Origin of the sequence: Methanothermobacter wolfeii (assembly GCF_025397995.1) — an archaeon.
GTDB lineage: Archaea > Methanobacteriota > Methanobacteria > Methanobacteriales > Methanothermobacteraceae > Methanothermobacter > Methanothermobacter wolfei.
Window position 1 is genome coordinate 1,016,004 of record NZ_CP104550.1, and the last position, 17,853, is coordinate 1,033,856.

Consider the following 17,853-nt stretch of genomic DNA (forward strand, 5'->3'; position numbering starts at 1 on the left):
TGTGGACTGGGAGAAAATCGGACTCAAGATGGGCCTTGAAATCCACCAGCAGCTTGACAGTAAATCCAAACTCTTCTGCCCCTGCCCCACAGAACTCATGGACACCGAACCGGACCATATAATAGAGAGGAACCTGAGGCCAACCCAGAGTGAACTTGGAAAATTTGACAGGGCAGCCTTCGAGGAGGCCATGAGGAAGCTCCACTTCCACTATGAAAACTACAATGATGGCACATGTCTCGTTGAGGCTGATGAGGAACCACCTCACCCCCTCAACAGGGAGGCCCTTGAAATCGCAGTCACCGTGGCCCTCCTCCTTAAAATGAGGGTTGTTGATGAGTTCCACACCATGAGGAAGCAGGTGATCGATGGGAGCAACACCGGGGGCTTCCAGAGGACAGGTCTTGTTGCAACAGACGGCCACCTCGAGACCCCTAGGGGACGTGTGAAGATAGAGAACCTCTGCCTCGAGGAGGACGCTGCAAGGAGGATCATGGAAACAGAGGACGGCGTGGTCTTCAGACTGGACCGCCTGGGGATACCCCTGGTTGAGATAACAACCGACCCCTCAATAAGGGACCCCAACCAGCTAAGGGACGTCGCCTACCAGATAGGACAGATCCTCAGAAGCACCAGGGTCAAGAGGGGCCTGGGGACCATAAGGCAGGACCTCAACATATCCATAAGGGACGGTGCAAGGGTGGAGGTGAAGGGTGTCCAGGACCTTGACCTCATACCTGAAATCGTTGAAAGGGAGGTTCAGAGGCAGCTGAAACTCGTCGAGATAAGCAGAAAACTCCAGGAAAGGAGTGCCGAGGTCCTGGATGAAATCCATGATGTTTCAGGAGTATTCAGGGACACCGAATCAAGGATAATATCCTCAGCAGAGTCTGTCCTTGCTGTTAAACTCAGGGGCTTTGATGGTATCATAGGAACCGAACTGCAGCCTGGAAGACGCCTCGGAACCGAGATGGCGGACTATGCCAAAAAGAGGGGTGTTAGCGGCATATTCCACACCGATGAACTCCCTGCCTACGGGATAGGCGAGGATGAAGTTAAGGAGCTCCGGAGAGAACTGAAAGCCTCCGATGATGACGCAGTGGTCCTGGTTGCCCATGACCGTGACAAGGCCGAGGAGGCCCTCAGGGAGGTTATAAGGCGTGCTGAGATTGCCATTAAGGGAGTCCCTGAGGAGACAAGGAAGGCCCTCTCCGATGGGAACACCCAGTACCTCAGGCCGCTTCCCACATCAAGCAGGATGTACCTTGAAACAGACATACCCCTATTCAGGATAGAACCGGAATTCGTTGAAAGGGTGAGGGATAACCTTCCCGAGCTGCCATCAGAGAAGAAGGAGCGTATAATGAGGGAATACGGGTTAAGTGATGACCTCGCATCCCAGCTCGTCAGACGAAACCTTGTGGAGGACTTCGAGTCCCTCTGCCGGTTCAGGGTTGACAGGACCGTCATCGCATCCCTGCTCGCCTACACCCTCAGGGAGCTCAGGAGGGAAGGGCATGACGTTGACTCCGTGGACCTGGAGGACGCCCTTAAACTCCTGGAGGACGGTAAGGTATCAAAGGACGCCCTCAGGGACATAATAGCCTCAATGGCAGATGAAGGAACCGCTGCAGAGGAGGCTGCAGGGAGGCTGAACCTGCTACTCCTCAGTCAGGAGGAGGTTGAGTCAGTTATAGATGAGATCATCGAGGCCAACCATGATATGATCTCCGAGAGGGGTATGGGTGCCATGGGGCCACTCATGGGGCAGGCCATGGGCCGGCTCCGTGGAAGGGCCGACGGGCAGATGGTTAACAGGATACTCCGGGAGAAGATCCAGGAGAGGCTCTGAACCATCCCCCCAATTTATTTTATACCCTAAAAGAGAGATACTGATATGGGTAAATTAACGGAAAGGATACTGGCAGACATACAGAAAACATGAAAGAGAGATACTGATATAAGGTGAATCCCATGACCCACTATGATATAATCGTTATTGGTGCTGGACCTGCAGGTCTTACCGCAGGGATATACGGTGGAAGGCAGGGCAGCAGTGTGCTGATGCTTGATAAGGGACCCGCAGGTGGACTTGGCCTTGAGGTCCACATGATGGAGAACTACCCTGGCTTTGAGATGATAGCCGGTATGAGCCTCGTTACCAAAATGAAAAAACAGGCAACGAAGGTCGCTGAGCTCAGGGAGATGGAGGAAGTCTACAGGGTGGACCGGGATGATGTCTTCAGTGTGGAGACATCAAGGGAGAAATACACTGCAGATGCAGTGATATTTGCAACTGGAAGCAAACACAGGCAGCTGGGGGTTCCTGGTGAGAACGACCTCCTCGGGAGGGGAGTCTCTTACTGTGCAACATGTGACGGCCCCCTTTACAAGGACAGGAAGGTGCTGATGGTCGGTGGGGGTAACAGCGCAGCCCAGGAAGCTGTTTTTCTAAAGAACATAGGCTGCGACGTCAGCATAGTCCACAGAAGGGATGAGTTAAGGGCTGACAGGTACCTGCAGGAAAAGCTGAAGGAAATAGAAATACCTGTAATCTGGAACTCCGTTGTAAAGGAGATAAGGGGCCATGACAGGGTTGAGGAGGTTGTAATCCACAACAGGGTCACCGGCGAGGATACTGTGCTGGAGGTTGACGGGATATTCATAGCGATAGGTGAGGAACCCATCAACCAGCTTGCAGTGGACATGGGGGTTAAGGTGGATGACGCCGGCTACATCATAACGGATAAATTCCAGAGGACCAGCATTCCACGGGTCTACGCCGCAGGCGACATAACCGGCGGCCTCAACCAGTGGATCACGGCCTGTGCAGAGGGTGCAGTTGCAGCAACCTATGCCTACAGGGAGATACAGAAGTACTGAACAGAGCCCCCTCAAACGCCCTCAGCACCTATCAGCACTAATCACGGTCCCTGAGAAAGAGGTAGATGATATATGCAATTATCAGGATGACTATAACAGGGAGGATCCATATAAGTACATAGAAAGCCACAACAGCAAGTACCACCGCCACCACGATGTAGATTATATCAGCAGACTCCATAATACTTAATTAGATGATTCATTATAAATAATTTTCAGGTTAAGAACTCTAAAACCATTAATTAGGAGAATATGCATGATACTCATCATCAATAACCATGGCCAGTACAATCACAGGATACACCGGACACTGAGATACCTGGGCATACCCTCGGAGCTTGTACCCAACACAACCCCCCTTGATGAGATCATTTCAAGGGATCCAGTGGGCCTGATACTGGGTGGGGGTCCGTCCCTTGAAAGGTCAGGTAACTGTGTGGAGTACATCCAGGAACTTGAAATCCCCATCCTGGGTATATGCCTTGGACACCAGCTCATTGCAAAGGCCTACGGGGGAGAGGTTGCAACGGCCGAGGCAGAGAGCTATGCCCGCATAGAAATCGAGATACTTGACGAGGATGACATCTTCAGGGGTCTCGGCCCGAGGATGAATGTATGGGCATCCCACAGGGATGAGGTCAGAAGGCTCCCCCTGGAATTCGATGTCCTTGCAAGGTCCAGTATATGTAATGTTGAGGCCATGAAGCACCATGAAAAGCCTGTATATGGTATACAGTTCCATCCCGAGGTCCACCATACAGAGAACGGCCACATGGTCTTTGAGAACTTCCATGAAGTCTGCAGCTCCCTTAAAGGTGAATGAACCCACTTACCTGCAGACACCTCATTTTTTATTGAATTCCGGATCATGGAAAAACATTCATAATATAAATATCACCAGATCCAATATTATATAAATCATTTTTATCGGTGATATTCATGCTGAATCCGTCTGATTTTATTGAGGAAGCGGTAGAAGAGATAAGGAAAACAGTTGGTAATGAAAAGGCTATAATAGCCCTGTCAGGAGGGGTTGACAGTTCGGTGGCCTCAGTACTTGCAGGTAAGGCCATTGGAGACAACCTGACAGCAGTATTCGTTGACCACGGACTGCTACGTGAAGGTGAGGCAGATTACGTGAAGAGGACCTTCAGTGAGCGCCTCAACTTCCGCTACATTGACGCCTCCGATGAGTTCCTCAGGGAGCTTGAAGGAGTCGCGGACCCCGAGGAGAAGCGTAAGATAATCGGGAGGGTGTTCATAGAGGTCTTTGAGAGGGTCGCCGAGGAGATAGGGGCAAAGTACCTTGTCCAGGGCACCATAGCCCCTGACTGGATTGAGAGTGAGGGTCAGATAAAGTCGCACCACAACGTTGCCCTCCCCCATGGACTGGTCCTTGAGATTGTGGAGCCCATAAGGGAGCTCTACAAGGATGAGGTCAGGGAGATAGGACTTGAACTTGGACTTCCAGAGGAGATGATCCGGAGGCAACCCTTCCCAGGTCCGGGACTTGCAGTGAGGATAGTGGGTGAGATAACCCGGGAGAAGATCGAGATATGCCGGAGGGCCAATGCCATCGTTGAGGAGGAGGTTGTAGGTAGCGGCCTCCATGAGAGCCTGTGGCAGTACTTCGCCGTCCTCACCGATACGATGGTCACAGGTGTTAAGGGGGATGTGAGGGACTTCGGATACCTTGTGGTTATAAGGATGGTTGAATCCCTTGACGCCATGACTGCAAGCGTCCCTGAACTCCCCTGGGACCTTATAAAAACAATCTCAAAACGTATAACCGCCGAGATACCGGAGGTAACCCATGTGGCGCTCTCTGTAAGTGATAAGCCACCGAGCACCATTGAATTTGCCTGAAGAGCTCGCGGCTCTTATATCTTAATCCATAATTTATTTTATTATGGCCGAAGTCCCGGTTTTACCTTGAAGGATGGTGGTTAAGTTTAACTGCCATCAACCCGCAGGCACTGCTTATTAAATTATATACTTTGAGGGCCTAAATTAATATATGCAAGAAAAAATCCCGATATTCTCTGCAGCCAGGAACAGGGTTGAGATGGTTGAAAGGATTGAACTCCCAGTGGATGAGTGGCGTGAGATCCTCGACCCTGAAGCCTTCCGTGTTGCAAGGTGCGGCGGCACAGAACCACCATTCACAGGTGAGTACCATGACTTCCATGGTGATGGTATCTACAGGTGCATATGCTGCGGCACGGACCTCTTTGACTCAGAGACCAAGTTTGATTCAGGGACCGGCTGGCCGAGTTTCTATGATGTGATATCCCCTCACAATGTTGAACTCAGGAAGGACCTCAGCCTGGGGATGGTGCGCTGCGAGGTCCTCTGTGCCAGGTGCGGTGCTCACCTCGGGCACGTCTTTGATGATGGACCTGAACCCACAGGGAAGAGGTACTGCATGAACTCCGCGGCCCTGAAGTTCATTCCAAGAAACCAGGTGCACTGAAAGGCCTGTAAAATGAAAAAAAATGAAATCCGTGATTTAAATGGGACCTGGAGAACACTTTGGAAGGTACTGGGTGGCTGGACTGGTATTCGCCATAATAACGGGGACCGTGAACACCCTGACATCAATAACCGGAAATTACAGTTCAGGACTCCGCCCTGAATGGTTCGCCGGCGTGGTTACAGGGGCCGTGGGGATACTGCTCTTTATCCTCGTACCATGGATCTACGGCAGGCTCATAGAGGTAATCTACTTAAAACTTATAAAGGATTAGAACATTGCAGCCGCCTGATTCAGGAGCTCATTCGCCTCATTTATTTTCAGGCCAGAGTATACGAAGTGATCATCATCATGTTCATCATAGAACTTCATGAACTCCTCAACAGCCTCAACATAGGTCCCTGCAGCTTCAAGGATCTTTCTATGGATACCTTCAAGTCCAGGGTCAGGTGTTTCATTCATTATATCCACATAAACATCCCTCAGGATGCGTTCAACCTCAGCAAACTCATCCCTGACTTCCTCAGGATCCGTACCTCCCCTTATAAGAAGAAGGTTCCCCCTGAATCTGTTTACAGCGTAACCTATCCTCTGGACATTCCTCTCCATCCTCTTCGAATACAAGTGAAAGCACCCCTCATTATCATATTTCCATTGTGATATAGCAATTCATTATGCTTGATATCCTCATACAACCAAATAAAAGGATACTCCACAACAATACTTCCATTGATGCCGGGAAGGGATCATCCTCCTCTGAAAACCGGTTACTCTAAAAAAATATAAAAAAGGTTCATGGTTCAGTCCCGGGCCATGAACATGACTGCACCATTGATTATAAGCCATAAACCTATAAGGGTCCCCAGAACAAGCGGGTTGGCAAGGAAAGTCCCTGCAATTATGTATATGAGACCTATTACTATGGCTATAACCCCATTCCATCTGCTACCTGCGGATCCTGTGACAGCAGCACCTACACCCGCAACTATGATGAGAAGCCCCACAATCCAGACAAGGAATCCGATGAGCCAGCTGAACAGGGCAGGGTTGAATATGAAGCCAAGACCGATTATAAGGGCTATGAGGCCCAGGGCAAGCTCCAGTATACCTAAACCTGCACTTTCACCCATCTCAGCTATTCCGGCCAGCATGAGACCGATACCAACCATGAGTACTATGAATCCACTTATCAGACTGAATGGAACAATACCGAGCAGTGGGAAAGCCAGTATTATGAGACCCAGAAGCACCATTAACAGTGCAGCAGCATTCTTCTGCAAAACCTACACCCCCTTCAATTCAGATAGGAAAATCAACTCCAGTATACCACCAGAAGGATCCATCCCTCGTATCATCCACCACCCCCATGATATAATGATGTCCTATATTAATTATATAATCATGGTAATATTTATATTTTGTCAGAAAAGTATAAAATTCTTATATAGGGACCATGATAGAATATAAACATTTATTCTGAGTAAAGGGAGGATCATATGCTGATACTCGCAGGAGGATACTTTCATCTCCAGGGGACTAGAGTAAAGGGAGGATCATATGCTGATACTGACAACACCCACCATAGAGGGTAAAAAGATAACCCGATATCATGGCCTTGTAACCGGAGACGCCCTCATAGGTGCAAACCTCTACAAGGACATGTTCTCCGGGGTGAGGGACGTTGTGGGTGGGAGGACCTCCAGGTATGAGGAGGAACTTGCAGCCGCCAGGAGAATTGCAATGGAGAGCATGGCCAGGAAGGCTGAGGATATGGGTGCCACTGCGGTCATCGGGACCCGCGTGACCTATCATAACCTTGGGGGTACCATGGGGAACACTATACTCGTAACCATCACAGGGACGGCGGTTTCCCACAGGGACTGATGCAGGGGTGACTCCATGGCCAGTTTAGGGGTCTTGATTGAAAAGAGATGGGGGCTTGCAGCTGTTATCCTCGGATTTCTTGCAGGGTTCATCTCAGCCTACCTCTGCATCATCTGGGGCCTTGTTATCTTTGGATTCAACATCATGTACATCATATCCCCTCTTCTTGCAGGGTTCATCGAAACCATGATAGCCCGGGAAAAGTACGGGAGGAGTACCGGGGCGATAAGCGCACTTCTAATCTTCATCATCATCAACCTGTATGGATGGTTCATCCCTGCCACGCGCATTGACCCCACAAAGGAACCCGTTACACTGAGTCTGATCACATTAATCGCCATAGTACTGACTCTGCAGGCAGCATTCCCCACACTGGTAAATTACGTTCTCATTGTGACCTTCAAAGGCAGCGTATACAGGTTAATACAATTTTTAGGAAGACTCGGGTTGATTAAGGCTCCTGAAACAGGTCCCCATAGCGTTACTGAGGGTCTGGATGATCTTTGGATGGAAATGCCTCTGGTATCTGTTCCTGGTGTGAACGGGGACAAGATAAAGAGTTATCTGGGTCTTGTAGCCGGTGAAGCCGTGGCTGAAGAGGTGAGGTATGAGGGGAGGTTCGCAAACCTCATGAGGATCATTGAACCACCCTCCCAGAACAGGTTCAAACTGACGGAGGCGCGTAGAGATGCCATCTCTGTGATGCTTGATAGGGCTGCATCAAGGGCGCCAATGCCGTTGTTGAAGTGATAATAGACCATGTCTCTGTTGGTGGACTGCAGGGGAGTGCTGTTATAGTGACTGCCACAGGAACTGCAGTGGTAGTTCATGAAGATGTATAATTACAGAAGGATATCTTCGTAATAGAACGGTTACGAATCCGCACGGCCAGAATAAACACTTAAGTAGTACTGTTAGACTAAATATTATTTAAGATTTTCCTTGAGGGCCTGGAAGTCACCAGAACTGGACTATTTCTTCGGCTATGTAATTATTGCCAGTATCCTAGGACGGAGGGTCCTTAGGTGCTTATCTCCTATTATCTCCATCAACCTATAATCATGAGCTTTGTTTTCAGTGTAAGTCCTTTGCAACGGTATAACTTTCCTCACATAATTTGGCCCCTTAACACTCTCAAAATATTCAAGAAGACTCCTATATAGCGTAAATTACCAGCACACCCACTATATGCTCTTTCATCTTCAGATAGATAGAGTGCCGCAACTATCACATATTAGATAGGGCATTTTAGGACCACACCCCTACAAAAAATGATATTATAAAAAATCACATTAAATTTATAAGAAACAAAACATACTCGTCGCTGGAAATTTAACATCTATACTATTTTCTGTGGATAATAGCGAAGCAGAAAAAAAGAAAGAATAAACCCTATATGGCGTGTCAATGGAAATCAAACAGCTGAAAGAAGCCCTTGAAAACTTAAATGAGAAATATGAGAACCTGAAAGACAAAAGGGCTTATAATGAGGCCAATGTGAGGAAAGACTTCATAGATCCCTTCTTTGAGGCTCTCGGATGGAACGTCAGAGATTCAAAAGAATACGATAGTGAAACAGTTTAGTATTATTGATTGATGATGACCAAAAACCTCTGATCACTAAACTGTCCATAACTGCCTTGACTTTGTCAACAGCACCGTAGTCAACTCTGAGGACCTCAAAAAAAATAAATGTTCAAACTGCAAGTCTTTCCTGCAATTCTTCTGAGACTATTGTACCAAAAGAGAACATTAATCCCTTCGCCTTTTCAACATCCAATTCGAAATGATCACCTGCGTCATTAAGTGCATGTAAAGGATATATCGTTGTCATGATATTGTAGGTAAGAATGTATGGTTTTGCCTTAAACTTATAGGCAAGGGTCTTGAACTTCCAGACATGTCTTTTACGTATACTGAACTTCTTCCTGTAAGGCAATAACATTATGAATAGATATGTCGTTTCACCATCTCCAGCTATTGCAATATCCACTTCATCCTTTAAGATCCTCATTTCAAAATCATATTCCTTTAGCTCATTTTTAATTTCCAGCAGGGAAGCCATCTTTTTAGCATCTTCTATATCCATAATTTACCTCCCAAAAAAATAAATTGAAAGTTGTTTATTGTATGCTTGAACTGTTTTCGTCGAACGTTAAGGTTGTTAGCCTCACCACAGGTGCCTTCTGCCTTCCTTTCACACCACTGACGCTCACCCTCTGTGTCCTGACACCGGTGGAGTTGTAGGTGTTCTCATAGGCCACTGTCCTTGACCTGTAGTTAGTATTATAGGTGTACTGCTTGAAGAGGGCGCTTGTACCGATCTGGAAGTACCCAAGGTTGAGTTCTCTGGTCAGGCCCTTCTTGAGGTAGAAGTTGTAGGTCTTCCTGGTGATTTTGTCGTGATCATTGACTGTAACATATAGGAGTACTCTGATCGTCACTGCAGAGTTGTTCTTTATCTTGAGTTTGAGGGCCCTCTTGGGGACTGCTGCAGATATCATCGCTGTATCATCGTTGTTCACGGAGTTACTGTCATCAACCGCAGATGAGACTGCAGAGGCGTTCACTGTGAAGTTACCTGCAGACACAATCCTTGCAGTGATGTTGAGAAGCGCTGTTTCATTGTCTGCAAGATCACCGATGGACCAGTTGCCGTTACTGTAAGTACCCCTGTCCACCTGGACGTTCTGGACCTGTAGGTTCACGGGTAGCTGCAGGTTGACAATCACGTTCTGGGCATTCTCAGGGCCATTGTTCTTCACGCGGCAGATAACATTGATCACATCACCATGATAGGCCCTTGTCTTACTCGCTGAAACGTCGAGGTCAAGGTCAGTGCCCCTCACCGAGAGGGTGGCGCGGGCCATGTTGTTATAAACGTTGGCGTCGCCCTCATCGACCTCCCTTACTGAAACATAGTCTGAGAGTTCACCTGTCCTGTTGACAAGGCAATCAAGTGTGAGGGTCGCCTCTTCACCCGCTGCAAGGGTGTCAAAGACCCACTCCTTTGTCAGGTCATCGAAGTAGCCGGCATCATAGCTGAAACTCTGCACGACGAGTCCGCCTGAGAGGAAGTTACCTACCTTGACATTGTTCGCGTCATGGGGGCCATTGTTTTTAAGTTTAACCGTCAGTCTCACAGTTTCGCCGAGCCGTGGGGTCTGTTTATTGCTCGTGACGTTAAGCTGAAGGTCTGATATACCAAACACCTTGAAGCCTAACTCTGCATTGTTGTTTGCACTGTTATCATCCCCATCAGCTGTTACACTGGCGTTCACAGTAATGCTGCCAGTCCTGTTCAGCAGGCAAACGAATGTCAGGGACCTCTCCTCATAGGCAGGGATGTAACCAACCTCCCAGGTACCTGTCTCGAGGTCATAGTATCCCTGGCTCATGTAGTAGTCCTGGAGTACGAGGCCCTCAGGCAGTCGTACCGTTGCAGTCACATTCTGAACGTCCTGGTTACCAGCCTTAACTATGGCCTTGATTTTCATCGTCGAATTGTACGTCGGCTTTATTGCGCTCCCGTCGGTCATGTTCTTGTCAAGTTCAATGCCTACATCCGCTGCAGCCGATGAACCTGCAAGAACAAAGATGGCCATGAGAGCTGCAAGAACGAATTTAGCACTTCGCATGTTTCACCTCCTATGTTATTCACACTGGAAACTCGGGTGGGGCTTTAAAGCATGCCTTTGGGTACATTCTTATGTAACCATGTAGATGCTGATCAGTGGACAAGTTACATAAGAAAAAATAAATGGGGATGGAACCGCTGCACCTATATCCACATGAGGATGTCCCTCTTCACAAGGTTAATGAGGTTCCCGTATTCCCTCTCATAATCATCTATCATCATCTGAATAGCCCTCCGCGAGATGTCACTCCTGGACCTCTCCTCAATGAAGCTGAGTATATGCAGTTTACAGGCAGTGTTGAGGTCAAGGTAAACCCTCTGGAGGAATATCTTCTTGCCGTGATCATAATCCAGCTTCGATATGAACTTCACCACATCATCGATATCAGATCCCGACAGAACAATCACCCCGTACCGTTTTCTCCAGCACTCCCATTGCCCTGGCCCTCAGAGGACCTAACCTTACGCTCCGGCCCCGGCTTAGTGCAGTACCTGTGATAAACTGTTCTATCAGTCCCTGGGGAGTCGCTCACGTCAATGAAGTAGCTGCCGTTGGGGAAAGGGTGGACCCAGGTGTCCCTCTGTGGGTTGGTGATGGTGAGATGGAGGCTTGGGTTTGTGGAATTCGTTGAGTTGACTTTACCCTGGGCGTCCCTGTTCGCCCATGCTGAGATGGCTGAAGTGAATGTGCCGCTTGCTGCAACCGTCAGGACCGTTATGAGCGCCAGTAGCACAGCCGTTGCGACTATCCTCTTCTCCCTGGCCCTGCTGTCACTGTACCTCCACATCACACTGTACCTCCTCCTGCTCAGGGGCATCAGGAGAGGGCAGCCTGCAGGTGTGAGACAGTCAAGAAGGAGGTGTGAAACCATACCTGCCGTGAGGGCCGCCCCCACCGTCAGGTCGAGGAAGATATACATCAGGATGCAGGGGACAATAGAGAACACACTGTGGAGCTGCCTTTTATGTGTCTCGTAGACAGATTTCTCTGCAAAATCAGGGAGGATACTCGCTGTGATGGTGATGATAAAGAACCTGACCGTGAGTTCCGATCCAAGTATGTAGCCCAGTATTGCACCCAGAAACACTGCAAAGACTGCGTGTGTATACCACTTCACGTTATCCCTGCCATGTAAAGCCAGAGAAAATACCACCCACAGAAGAGGACGAAAACCACTGCGGGGCCGAATAGAAAGAGGTATGCAAAATCACTCACCGGAGATCCTCCTCACTTCTTAATCCAGAGAAGCGTCCTGGCTATTATGGTCCCGAACCATATCGATGCAAGCACTATATAAGCCATAAAGCCCGAAAGGCTCAGGGCTATCTTCAGGTAGACCATGAATGCGACTGAACCTGCGAAGATTACCATGGGGAGTGTTATGTCTATCACTTCATCCCCGGGGTCCTTTAGGATCACAAGTTTCTTCAGAAGCCTGCTCTGGTGCTTCTTTGTCCCGCCCCTGATGCTGCAGAGGATCTGCAGTGTTTCCATGATGTCCAGGAGGACCCTCACACTGCTCTTCGAGGCCTGCTGCAGGTCATTGAAGACCAGGAGGATATTCCTGTTCTTTGTCTTCTTTCTTATCTCCTGCACGATTTCGTTTGTGGTGTATTTCTTGTATATGGTGTTCCTCGATGCTGTGGAAAATTCCATGAGGATTTCTGTTGCCACCTCCTTCGCAGGGTTTACATTCTCGAGGTATATCTTCTCATGGCCTGTGTCAAGCTCCATGTACTCATTAACGTCGCGGTACTGGACTGCAACGCTTTTACCGTCATTCAATGCATCTATAATCCTGTCTTCAATCACTATCACCTCCCGGTGATGATAATATAATTACATCCCATATTAATATTTTATGAGGAGTTGCACTTGAAATTATTATTTATTTGCAGTGGTCAATGGTGGTAATGGCTTTGACACCCCCTGACACCCTGAATTACCAAAGCCCTTTAAACGAGTCAAGTATGGATAAGGGGGTGGATTTTTTGTTTTTCTGACAGAGACCCTCAGAGAGGGTGTTTGTGGATGGAAAAGGTTTCTAACTTATTCTTGGGGTGGTGTCATTTCAGGCAGCAGTATCAATATTATCAACTTATTTACACCCTCTTCCCGGTGATACCCATCACCCTTCAGTTTCACATCCTGTGCCGGGCCCTCTTGCTCCAGTGGTGCGAAGGGTCCTGCTGCAGGAGCACTAATCTTATTAACCATCTCTAAAATAATACTATCTGGTAGTAAGTTAATTTAAATTTATATTAAACAATTAAGTCGGAAACAAGGGGTGTTAACATGAGTAAAGTGACAAGGATAAGCATGTCTCTACCAAAAGAGCTTTTGAAGGAGTTTGATGAAGTTTTAAGGTATCGTGGCTACCAGTCAAGATCAAAGGGTGTAAGGGACGCCATTAAGGACTACATTGTAAGGTACCAGTGGATGAATGAAATGGAAGGAGAACGTACAGGTACGGTTTCAGTGATCTATGACTACCAAACAGGAGTAATAGACGAGATAGGTGACATACAGCACAAATACACTGAATACATAGATGCCGTGATGAGGGTTCCCCTGACAGGGGCCAGATTCCTTGAGGTCCTGGTGGTGAGGGGAGACATCATGAAGATCCAGGGACTCGCAGAGAAGATGATGGGACTCAAGGGTGTTGAACACGTCAGGTTGACCAGCATATCATCAGAGAATGACAGGGTAGGGAATCACTGAAAGCCTGCGAGTGGCTCTAACTTTGCCATGTTTCTTATGTAACCATTAACAAAATTTTATATGTAAAAAGTTACATAAGATTAATTGGTGGTGACATGTTAAAGACCTTCACAGCAATAATAGACCGTCAGGGGGATATTGAAAGGCTGCAGGAGATGAAGGAATACATAGATGCCAGGATCAGAGCCCTGGAATCCCAGCAACCTGAGGATGAACCTTCAGGAAAAAGGGAGGTCGTGGCCTCAGTAACCTACAGGCTCGAGAAGGTTAGGTGCGGGAAGAAAGGCTGCAAGAAATGCCCTCACGGCCCCTACTGGTATGCCTACTGGAAAGAAAACGGAAAAACAAAGTCGAAATACATTGGGAAAACACTCAAAATCAAAGAGTAAAGTATCTTCTTATTTCAATCCCATTTTTGTCTGATTTTAACTGACTCCCGCACCCGCCTTATGGCATTGTTGTATTGGGGGTGGTAAGGGGTGGGCGGGTGGGATGTACAATTTACTCCAGCGGCCCTAAAACTGTTTTTCAGGAGATGGAAATGAGGGGTCTGATACACATCAGCCGATATAGGATACACATCTGTGTATATAATCCTCCGGAGGCACCCCAAAATTTTGGGTGAAGCTGATATACATATATCGTAATACAGGGGATGATATACGGGGCATGGATATCCATCCCGGAGAAATGATGGGCCCGCTGGCGCTACTCTTTGGGCCGCCTGATATACATATCATATATATGTATATAGCGGATGTATATATCGCATATATTATATCACGCCGCCCTTAAGGGCACCCTCGCAGAGTTATATACAATAATCTATATTGAATTTATATTGAATTATACATACCCATACAATATAATAATACAAAGACAACTCCATGATTACACAGTCCTAGTGCAGTAGAGCCGCCAGAAAAAGGAGAATGGATATTTACACCATCCTGAGCATAGTAGACGGATTAAATACTGTACTGTGGATGAAATATCATGCTAGAAGATCAATAAAACTCCAGAAAAAGAGGCAATACTTAAAAGGACATTTAAATAAGATTTAATTAAAGAAAAAAGAACCTTTTCATTTTTTTATGTAATAAGAAGGTGGCATGTATGTTTTTGTTAAATATTCCTTAAGTTTGTTTTCTTCAAGTTCAAGGAAATCTCCTGGATTTTTACCCTTCAGGGAATGTTTTACTGTCTGTAATTTGAGGACACTTCTTTTTAGGATTCTGGCGAATTCTTTGTCCAGTTTGAGGATTTCCTCTAATAGGGTCACGTCCTCTGGGAGTGGTATGGATCCCCCAAAATCTTTTCTGAACCAATGCCCTACTGTATGTTTGTATTCTGGTGGTAAGGCTTGGGTAATGTCTTTAATTCTCAGGTCATTCTTTTTCATATAAATATTAAGGTATCTGGCTATGGTTGGTTGATCTAATCGATATAATCTCATCTTGGAGAACGAGTCGCCTATTATGGTTTTTCTTGCTCCTGGTGAAGCGCCCCAATTCATTCGTTCCATGCCTGCGAATTTACTTTTACTTTCCTTGCATCTTTTTTGATACTGTGGTTTTATGTTTTCTCCGACTTGATATTCTCCATTTTCAACTGATTCTAGGGATTCTATGATTTCTTTTGATTCTTTTAGGATGGGGAGGGAGTTTTTTCCGTATATCTCTTTTTGGCAGTTATAACAGATGTTATCCCCTAAGGGGTCATAGGTGTCTATAAGTTGTGTCCCACAGTGAGGACATGTAAATTGTAGTGATTCCATGATGAATTCATCTTTTCGGGGATTTAGGCATAATTCAAGAGAAATATTGTCGTCCTCCCAGGATACAGCGACTATTTTAGGGAAATTATCCTGGCTGTATGTTGATATTATGTCAACAACTTCTCCTTTCCTGGGTTTTTTAGAGAGGTTATCATTTACGATGAGGCCTATAAAGTCTTCTTGGTTCCATTTTTCTGGTAGTACGGTTTTTGGTTTCTTTCTAATCCTGTCTATATAAAATTTGTAGTTGACCCTTGTTGTGTCTTTTACCAGCATAAAGACAGGATACCATGAAGAGCCGTCTTCAATTATTATCATATTTCGAAGTATAAAGCCATGGTCTATTAATAATCCTGGTAAAACAAGGTCTGATAATTTCCAGTTTTTTACACCGAAAAAGTAGACAGCATCCTCTCTATGAAAATCCTGGAATTCTTCTGAAAGCATTCCCATTATTATACGGGAGAACTCTTCACTGTTTTTAGCGATGAATGTTTCACCATGAGTATCCTCGATGATTATAAGAGGTTTATCCTCTGAAAAGGCTAATTTATCATTAACTGGTTCCCATGTATATTCAGAAGATTTAAGCTCTTTAATTTCCTTGATACCAGTTCTTTCAGTGATAATATCTAAAAATTTTTTTCCCTTCTCGATTAGTATAACATTCAAATCTTTGGGATACAGCTGATACTTCATTTTTTTTACCACTGCCCCTGTGGTTCCTGTCCCTGCGAAAGGGTCTAAAATGTAATCACCATCTTTAAGGTTGCACCTTGAGAGTAAAGATGAAACCAGTTTCTCAGGAAAAACTGCTGTATGCTTCCATTTTGTTTGCTGCAGTGGTATTTTGAGGACTGGGTGTTTTTTTGTGTAAATGTTTTCATCGGATTTCCCGAAAACTAGGACGGGTTCATAAGTGTTTGTGAATCTGTCTTTAACTGATGAAGGCATATGGTTGGGTTTATACCATATAATTATATCTAAAAGCTTCCAACCATCTTTGATCATATGTGCTGCAAGCCTATAAGGGATCTGAAGAAGATGGGATTTACCATACCTATTCTTATACTTATCACCTATATTTAGGAAGAACACTCCATCATCCTTTAGCTTAGCCCTTAACTCCCTGAATATAACGATTAATCTCCCTATATACTCTTCCGGAGTCTTTTCTCTACCAATTTGTCCTTTAAACCCATAATCTCTTTGTCTCCAGTAGGGAGGAGAAGTTAATGCAACAGAAATACTATTATCCTCTAAACATCTTAATGCACTAAAAACATCCCCAAATAAAATCTTTCCTTTAACCATACTACCACTATAACCTTTTCTCTGTTAGCTCATATACGGTAATGGGATCAAAATATTTTTTTAAAACAGGTAAGTATTCTTTGTTGATGTGTAGGAACACGGCACGGGATGCCTTGTTATCTAATCCTTTGAAAACTGAGTTACCGCTTTTCTTGTAATGATATCTGAAGGAAGATCCCCAGCTCTTGCCACTCACTATTTCATCATCATAATGAGGCGCTAATTCTCCATTGGGAATAGAAATGGATAATATGGCAACGGGTTTTATTTCTCGTTCCTTTAACTTTTTTGCTATTCCAATAATCTTTTTCTCAAATTCTTCCAAGTCCTTTTCAACGTTTTCTGAGAATTCATGACGTAGTTTATCATGTATAAAATACCCTCTCACTATATTATCCAAAATAGGTTCTAATCTCTTTTTTTCATTAGATGGTTTATAATTCAAAAATTCTTCTAAAGAGCCTTCTATTGGAGTAAGAATGTCTTTTAAATTGATACTAATTAACTCTCTTATAGCAATATAATCTTCCCTTATCTCATCAATTATTTCTTTATAGTCGGGATAGATGAATAGAAGAGCATTCGTGATTGTAAGCTTATTATTATAAGTGGTGGGAATATTTGGGTATACCTTTATTTTTTTACAATCAGCCTTTATATTCTTACCTCTTATTTTGCAATCTAAAACTCCCGGATAACTTGATTGGTTAATTCCAAGAGGTACAGTGTCTTTAAAATCTGAAGGGTTTTCAAGATTAGCAGTTTTGATATCTATATGAATAATACTATTATCATTTTCATATGTTAAATCAGAAGAATAACCTAATGGTAAAAATTTATAACCAAGTGAATTCATTTTAGAATTTAAAATGAATGCTATATGTTTTTCTATAATCTCAGAGAATGGATTAAAAGATTTTGATTCTATGCTTGCCATGATTATAGGCAATGTTATATAATTAATAAACTTCATTGAATTCTTTAGATTTGTATTAAATAATTCCAAACTTTCTTTTATTATAAAGTTTAGCTTTTGTAGAAATTCAAATTCTTCTTTTTCAATTTCTTTTTGGTTTTCTGTGAATTTGGGATTTTTCATTTTTTGCACCTACTAAAACTGTAATGTAGACTTCATTTCATGTCAAAATTTTCGTAGCCTT

22 protein-coding genes are annotated in these 17,853 nt (G+C 45.2%); 11 read left to right on the forward strand and 11 right to left on the reverse strand.

Going from position 1 to position 17,853, the window contains the following annotated elements; genetic code table 11:
- The first annotated feature begins 1 nt into the window (after nucleotide 1).
- The gene (gene gatE / locus N5910_RS05515) at nucleotides 2-1,852 is read left to right on the forward strand and encodes a Glu-tRNA(Gln) amidotransferase subunit GatE (protein ID WP_074359069.1); all 1,851 of its coding nucleotides are present in this window, start codon (nucleotides 2-4) and stop codon (nucleotides 1,850-1,852) included.
- Between the two features lie 122 nt (nucleotides 1,853-1,974).
- Nucleotides 1,975-2,883, forward strand: a complete 909-nt coding sequence (gene trxB, locus N5910_RS05520; RefSeq protein ID WP_261599388.1) for a thioredoxin-disulfide reductase — start codon at nucleotides 1,975-1,977, stop codon at nucleotides 2,881-2,883.
- A 37-nt stretch (nucleotides 2,884-2,920) separates the two neighbouring features.
- Here trxB and N5910_RS05525 read toward each other — a convergent pair whose 3' ends face one another.
- A complete protein-coding gene (locus tag N5910_RS05525; protein WP_191216018.1) occupies nucleotides 2,921-3,064 on the reverse strand; it encodes a hypothetical protein in 144 nt (47 codons plus the stop codon).
- Between the two features lie 75 nt (nucleotides 3,065-3,139).
- Here N5910_RS05525 and N5910_RS05530 point away from each other — a divergent pair, with 75 nt between their 5' ends.
- The 4 genes from N5910_RS05530 (at nucleotide 3,140) to N5910_RS05545 (ending at nucleotide 5,630) form a co-directional block, all read left to right on the forward strand.
- Nucleotides 3,140-3,706: a GMP synthase subunit A gene (locus N5910_RS05530; protein WP_074359071.1), complete on the forward strand. Its 567-nt coding sequence runs from the start codon at nucleotides 3,140-3,142 to the stop codon at nucleotides 3,704-3,706.
- A gap of 116 nt (nucleotides 3,707-3,822) precedes the next feature.
- A complete protein-coding gene (gene guaA, locus N5910_RS05535; protein ID WP_074359072.1) occupies nucleotides 3,823-4,749 on the forward strand; it encodes a glutamine-hydrolyzing GMP synthase in 927 nt (308 codons plus the stop codon).
- A 151-nt stretch (nucleotides 4,750-4,900) separates the two neighbouring features.
- Complete coding sequence (gene msrB, locus N5910_RS05540; protein WP_074359073.1) at nucleotides 4,901-5,356, forward strand: peptide-methionine (R)-S-oxide reductase MsrB; 456 nt, start codon at nucleotides 4,901-4,903, stop codon at nucleotides 5,354-5,356.
- A gap of 40 nt (nucleotides 5,357-5,396) precedes the next feature.
- A complete protein-coding gene (locus N5910_RS05545; protein WP_191216020.1) occupies nucleotides 5,397-5,630 on the forward strand; it encodes a hypothetical protein in 234 nt (77 codons plus the stop codon).
- On the opposite strand, the gene N5910_RS05550 is transcribed toward N5910_RS05545, so the two are convergent.
- The gene (locus N5910_RS05550) at nucleotides 5,627-5,980 is read right to left on the reverse strand and encodes a hypothetical protein (protein WP_074359075.1); all 354 of its coding nucleotides are present in this window, start codon (nucleotides 5,978-5,980) and stop codon (nucleotides 5,627-5,629) included. The genes N5910_RS05545 and N5910_RS05550 overlap by 4 nt on opposite strands.
- 176 nt (nucleotides 5,981-6,156) lie before the next feature.
- Nucleotides 6,157-6,636, reverse strand: coding sequence for a DUF308 domain-containing protein (locus N5910_RS05555; protein ID WP_084531224.1), 480 nt, complete (start codon nucleotides 6,634-6,636; stop codon nucleotides 6,157-6,159).
- A gap of 277 nt (nucleotides 6,637-6,913) precedes the next feature.
- On the opposite strand from N5910_RS05555, the gene N5910_RS05560 reads away from it, so the two are divergent.
- The 3 genes from N5910_RS05560 (at nucleotide 6,914) to N5910_RS05570 (ending at nucleotide 8,824) form a co-directional block, all read left to right on the forward strand.
- Complete coding sequence (locus N5910_RS05560; RefSeq protein WP_074359076.1) at nucleotides 6,914-7,240, forward strand: heavy metal-binding domain-containing protein; 327 nt, start codon at nucleotides 6,914-6,916, stop codon at nucleotides 7,238-7,240.
- 15 nt (nucleotides 7,241-7,255) lie between these two features.
- Entirely contained in the window at nucleotides 7,256-7,990 is a 735-nt protein-coding gene (locus tag N5910_RS05565; protein ID WP_238337846.1) for a hypothetical protein, read from the forward strand.
- Nucleotides 7,991-8,647: 657 nt separating this feature from the next.
- Nucleotides 8,648-8,824, forward strand: coding sequence for a hypothetical protein (locus N5910_RS05570; RefSeq protein ID WP_261599389.1), 177 nt, complete (start codon nucleotides 8,648-8,650; stop codon nucleotides 8,822-8,824).
- Nucleotides 8,825-8,936: 112 nt separating this feature from the next.
- On the opposite strand, the gene N5910_RS05575 is transcribed toward N5910_RS05570, so the two are convergent.
- The 6 genes from N5910_RS05575 to N5910_RS05600 form a co-directional block, all read right to left on the reverse strand.
- Complete coding sequence (locus N5910_RS05575; RefSeq protein WP_261599390.1) at nucleotides 8,937-9,329, reverse strand: hypothetical protein; 393 nt, start codon at nucleotides 9,327-9,329, stop codon at nucleotides 8,937-8,939.
- A 34-nt stretch (nucleotides 9,330-9,363) separates the two neighbouring features.
- Entirely contained in the window at nucleotides 9,364-10,878 is a 1,515-nt protein-coding gene (locus tag N5910_RS05580; protein WP_261599391.1) for a DUF11 domain-containing protein, read from the reverse strand.
- A gap of 143 nt (nucleotides 10,879-11,021) precedes the next feature.
- Nucleotides 11,022-11,285, reverse strand: coding sequence for a hypothetical protein (locus N5910_RS05585; protein WP_261599392.1), 264 nt, complete (start codon nucleotides 11,283-11,285; stop codon nucleotides 11,022-11,024).
- A complete protein-coding gene (locus tag N5910_RS05590; protein WP_261599393.1) occupies nucleotides 11,282-11,995 on the reverse strand; it encodes a metal-dependent hydrolase in 714 nt (237 codons plus the stop codon). Before N5910_RS05590 ends, N5910_RS05585 begins: the two co-directional genes overlap by 4 nt.
- A gap of 110 nt (nucleotides 11,996-12,105) precedes the next feature.
- Nucleotides 12,106-12,690: a hypothetical protein gene (locus N5910_RS05595; protein ID WP_261599394.1), complete on the reverse strand. Its 585-nt coding sequence runs from the start codon at nucleotides 12,688-12,690 to the stop codon at nucleotides 12,106-12,108.
- A 237-nt stretch (nucleotides 12,691-12,927) separates the two neighbouring features.
- A complete protein-coding gene (locus tag N5910_RS05600) occupies nucleotides 12,928-13,095 on the reverse strand; it encodes a hypothetical protein (protein ID WP_261599395.1) in 168 nt (55 codons plus the stop codon).
- Nucleotides 13,096-13,173: 78 nt separating this feature from the next.
- Here N5910_RS05600 and nikR point away from each other — a divergent pair, with 78 nt between their 5' ends.
- Entirely contained in the window at nucleotides 13,174-13,602 is a 429-nt protein-coding gene (gene nikR, locus N5910_RS05605; RefSeq protein WP_261599396.1) for a nickel-responsive transcriptional regulator NikR, read from the forward strand.
- 95 nt (nucleotides 13,603-13,697) lie between these two features.
- Nucleotides 13,698-13,991 (forward strand): hypothetical protein, encoded by a 294-nt coding sequence (locus tag N5910_RS05610; RefSeq protein WP_261599397.1) that lies wholly within the window; start codon nucleotides 13,698-13,700, stop codon nucleotides 13,989-13,991.
- Between the two features lie 695 nt (nucleotides 13,992-14,686).
- Here the strand turns inward: N5910_RS05610 and N5910_RS05615 are convergent.
- Nucleotides 14,687-16,693, reverse strand: a complete 2,007-nt coding sequence (locus tag N5910_RS05615) for a DNA-methyltransferase (RefSeq protein WP_261599398.1) — start codon at nucleotides 16,691-16,693, stop codon at nucleotides 14,687-14,689.
- A gap of 7 nt (nucleotides 16,694-16,700) precedes the next feature.
- The gene (locus N5910_RS05620) at nucleotides 16,701-17,792 is read right to left on the reverse strand and encodes a hypothetical protein (RefSeq protein WP_261599399.1); all 1,092 of its coding nucleotides are present in this window, start codon (nucleotides 17,790-17,792) and stop codon (nucleotides 16,701-16,703) included.
- Nucleotides 17,793-17,853: the final 61 nt, after the last annotated feature.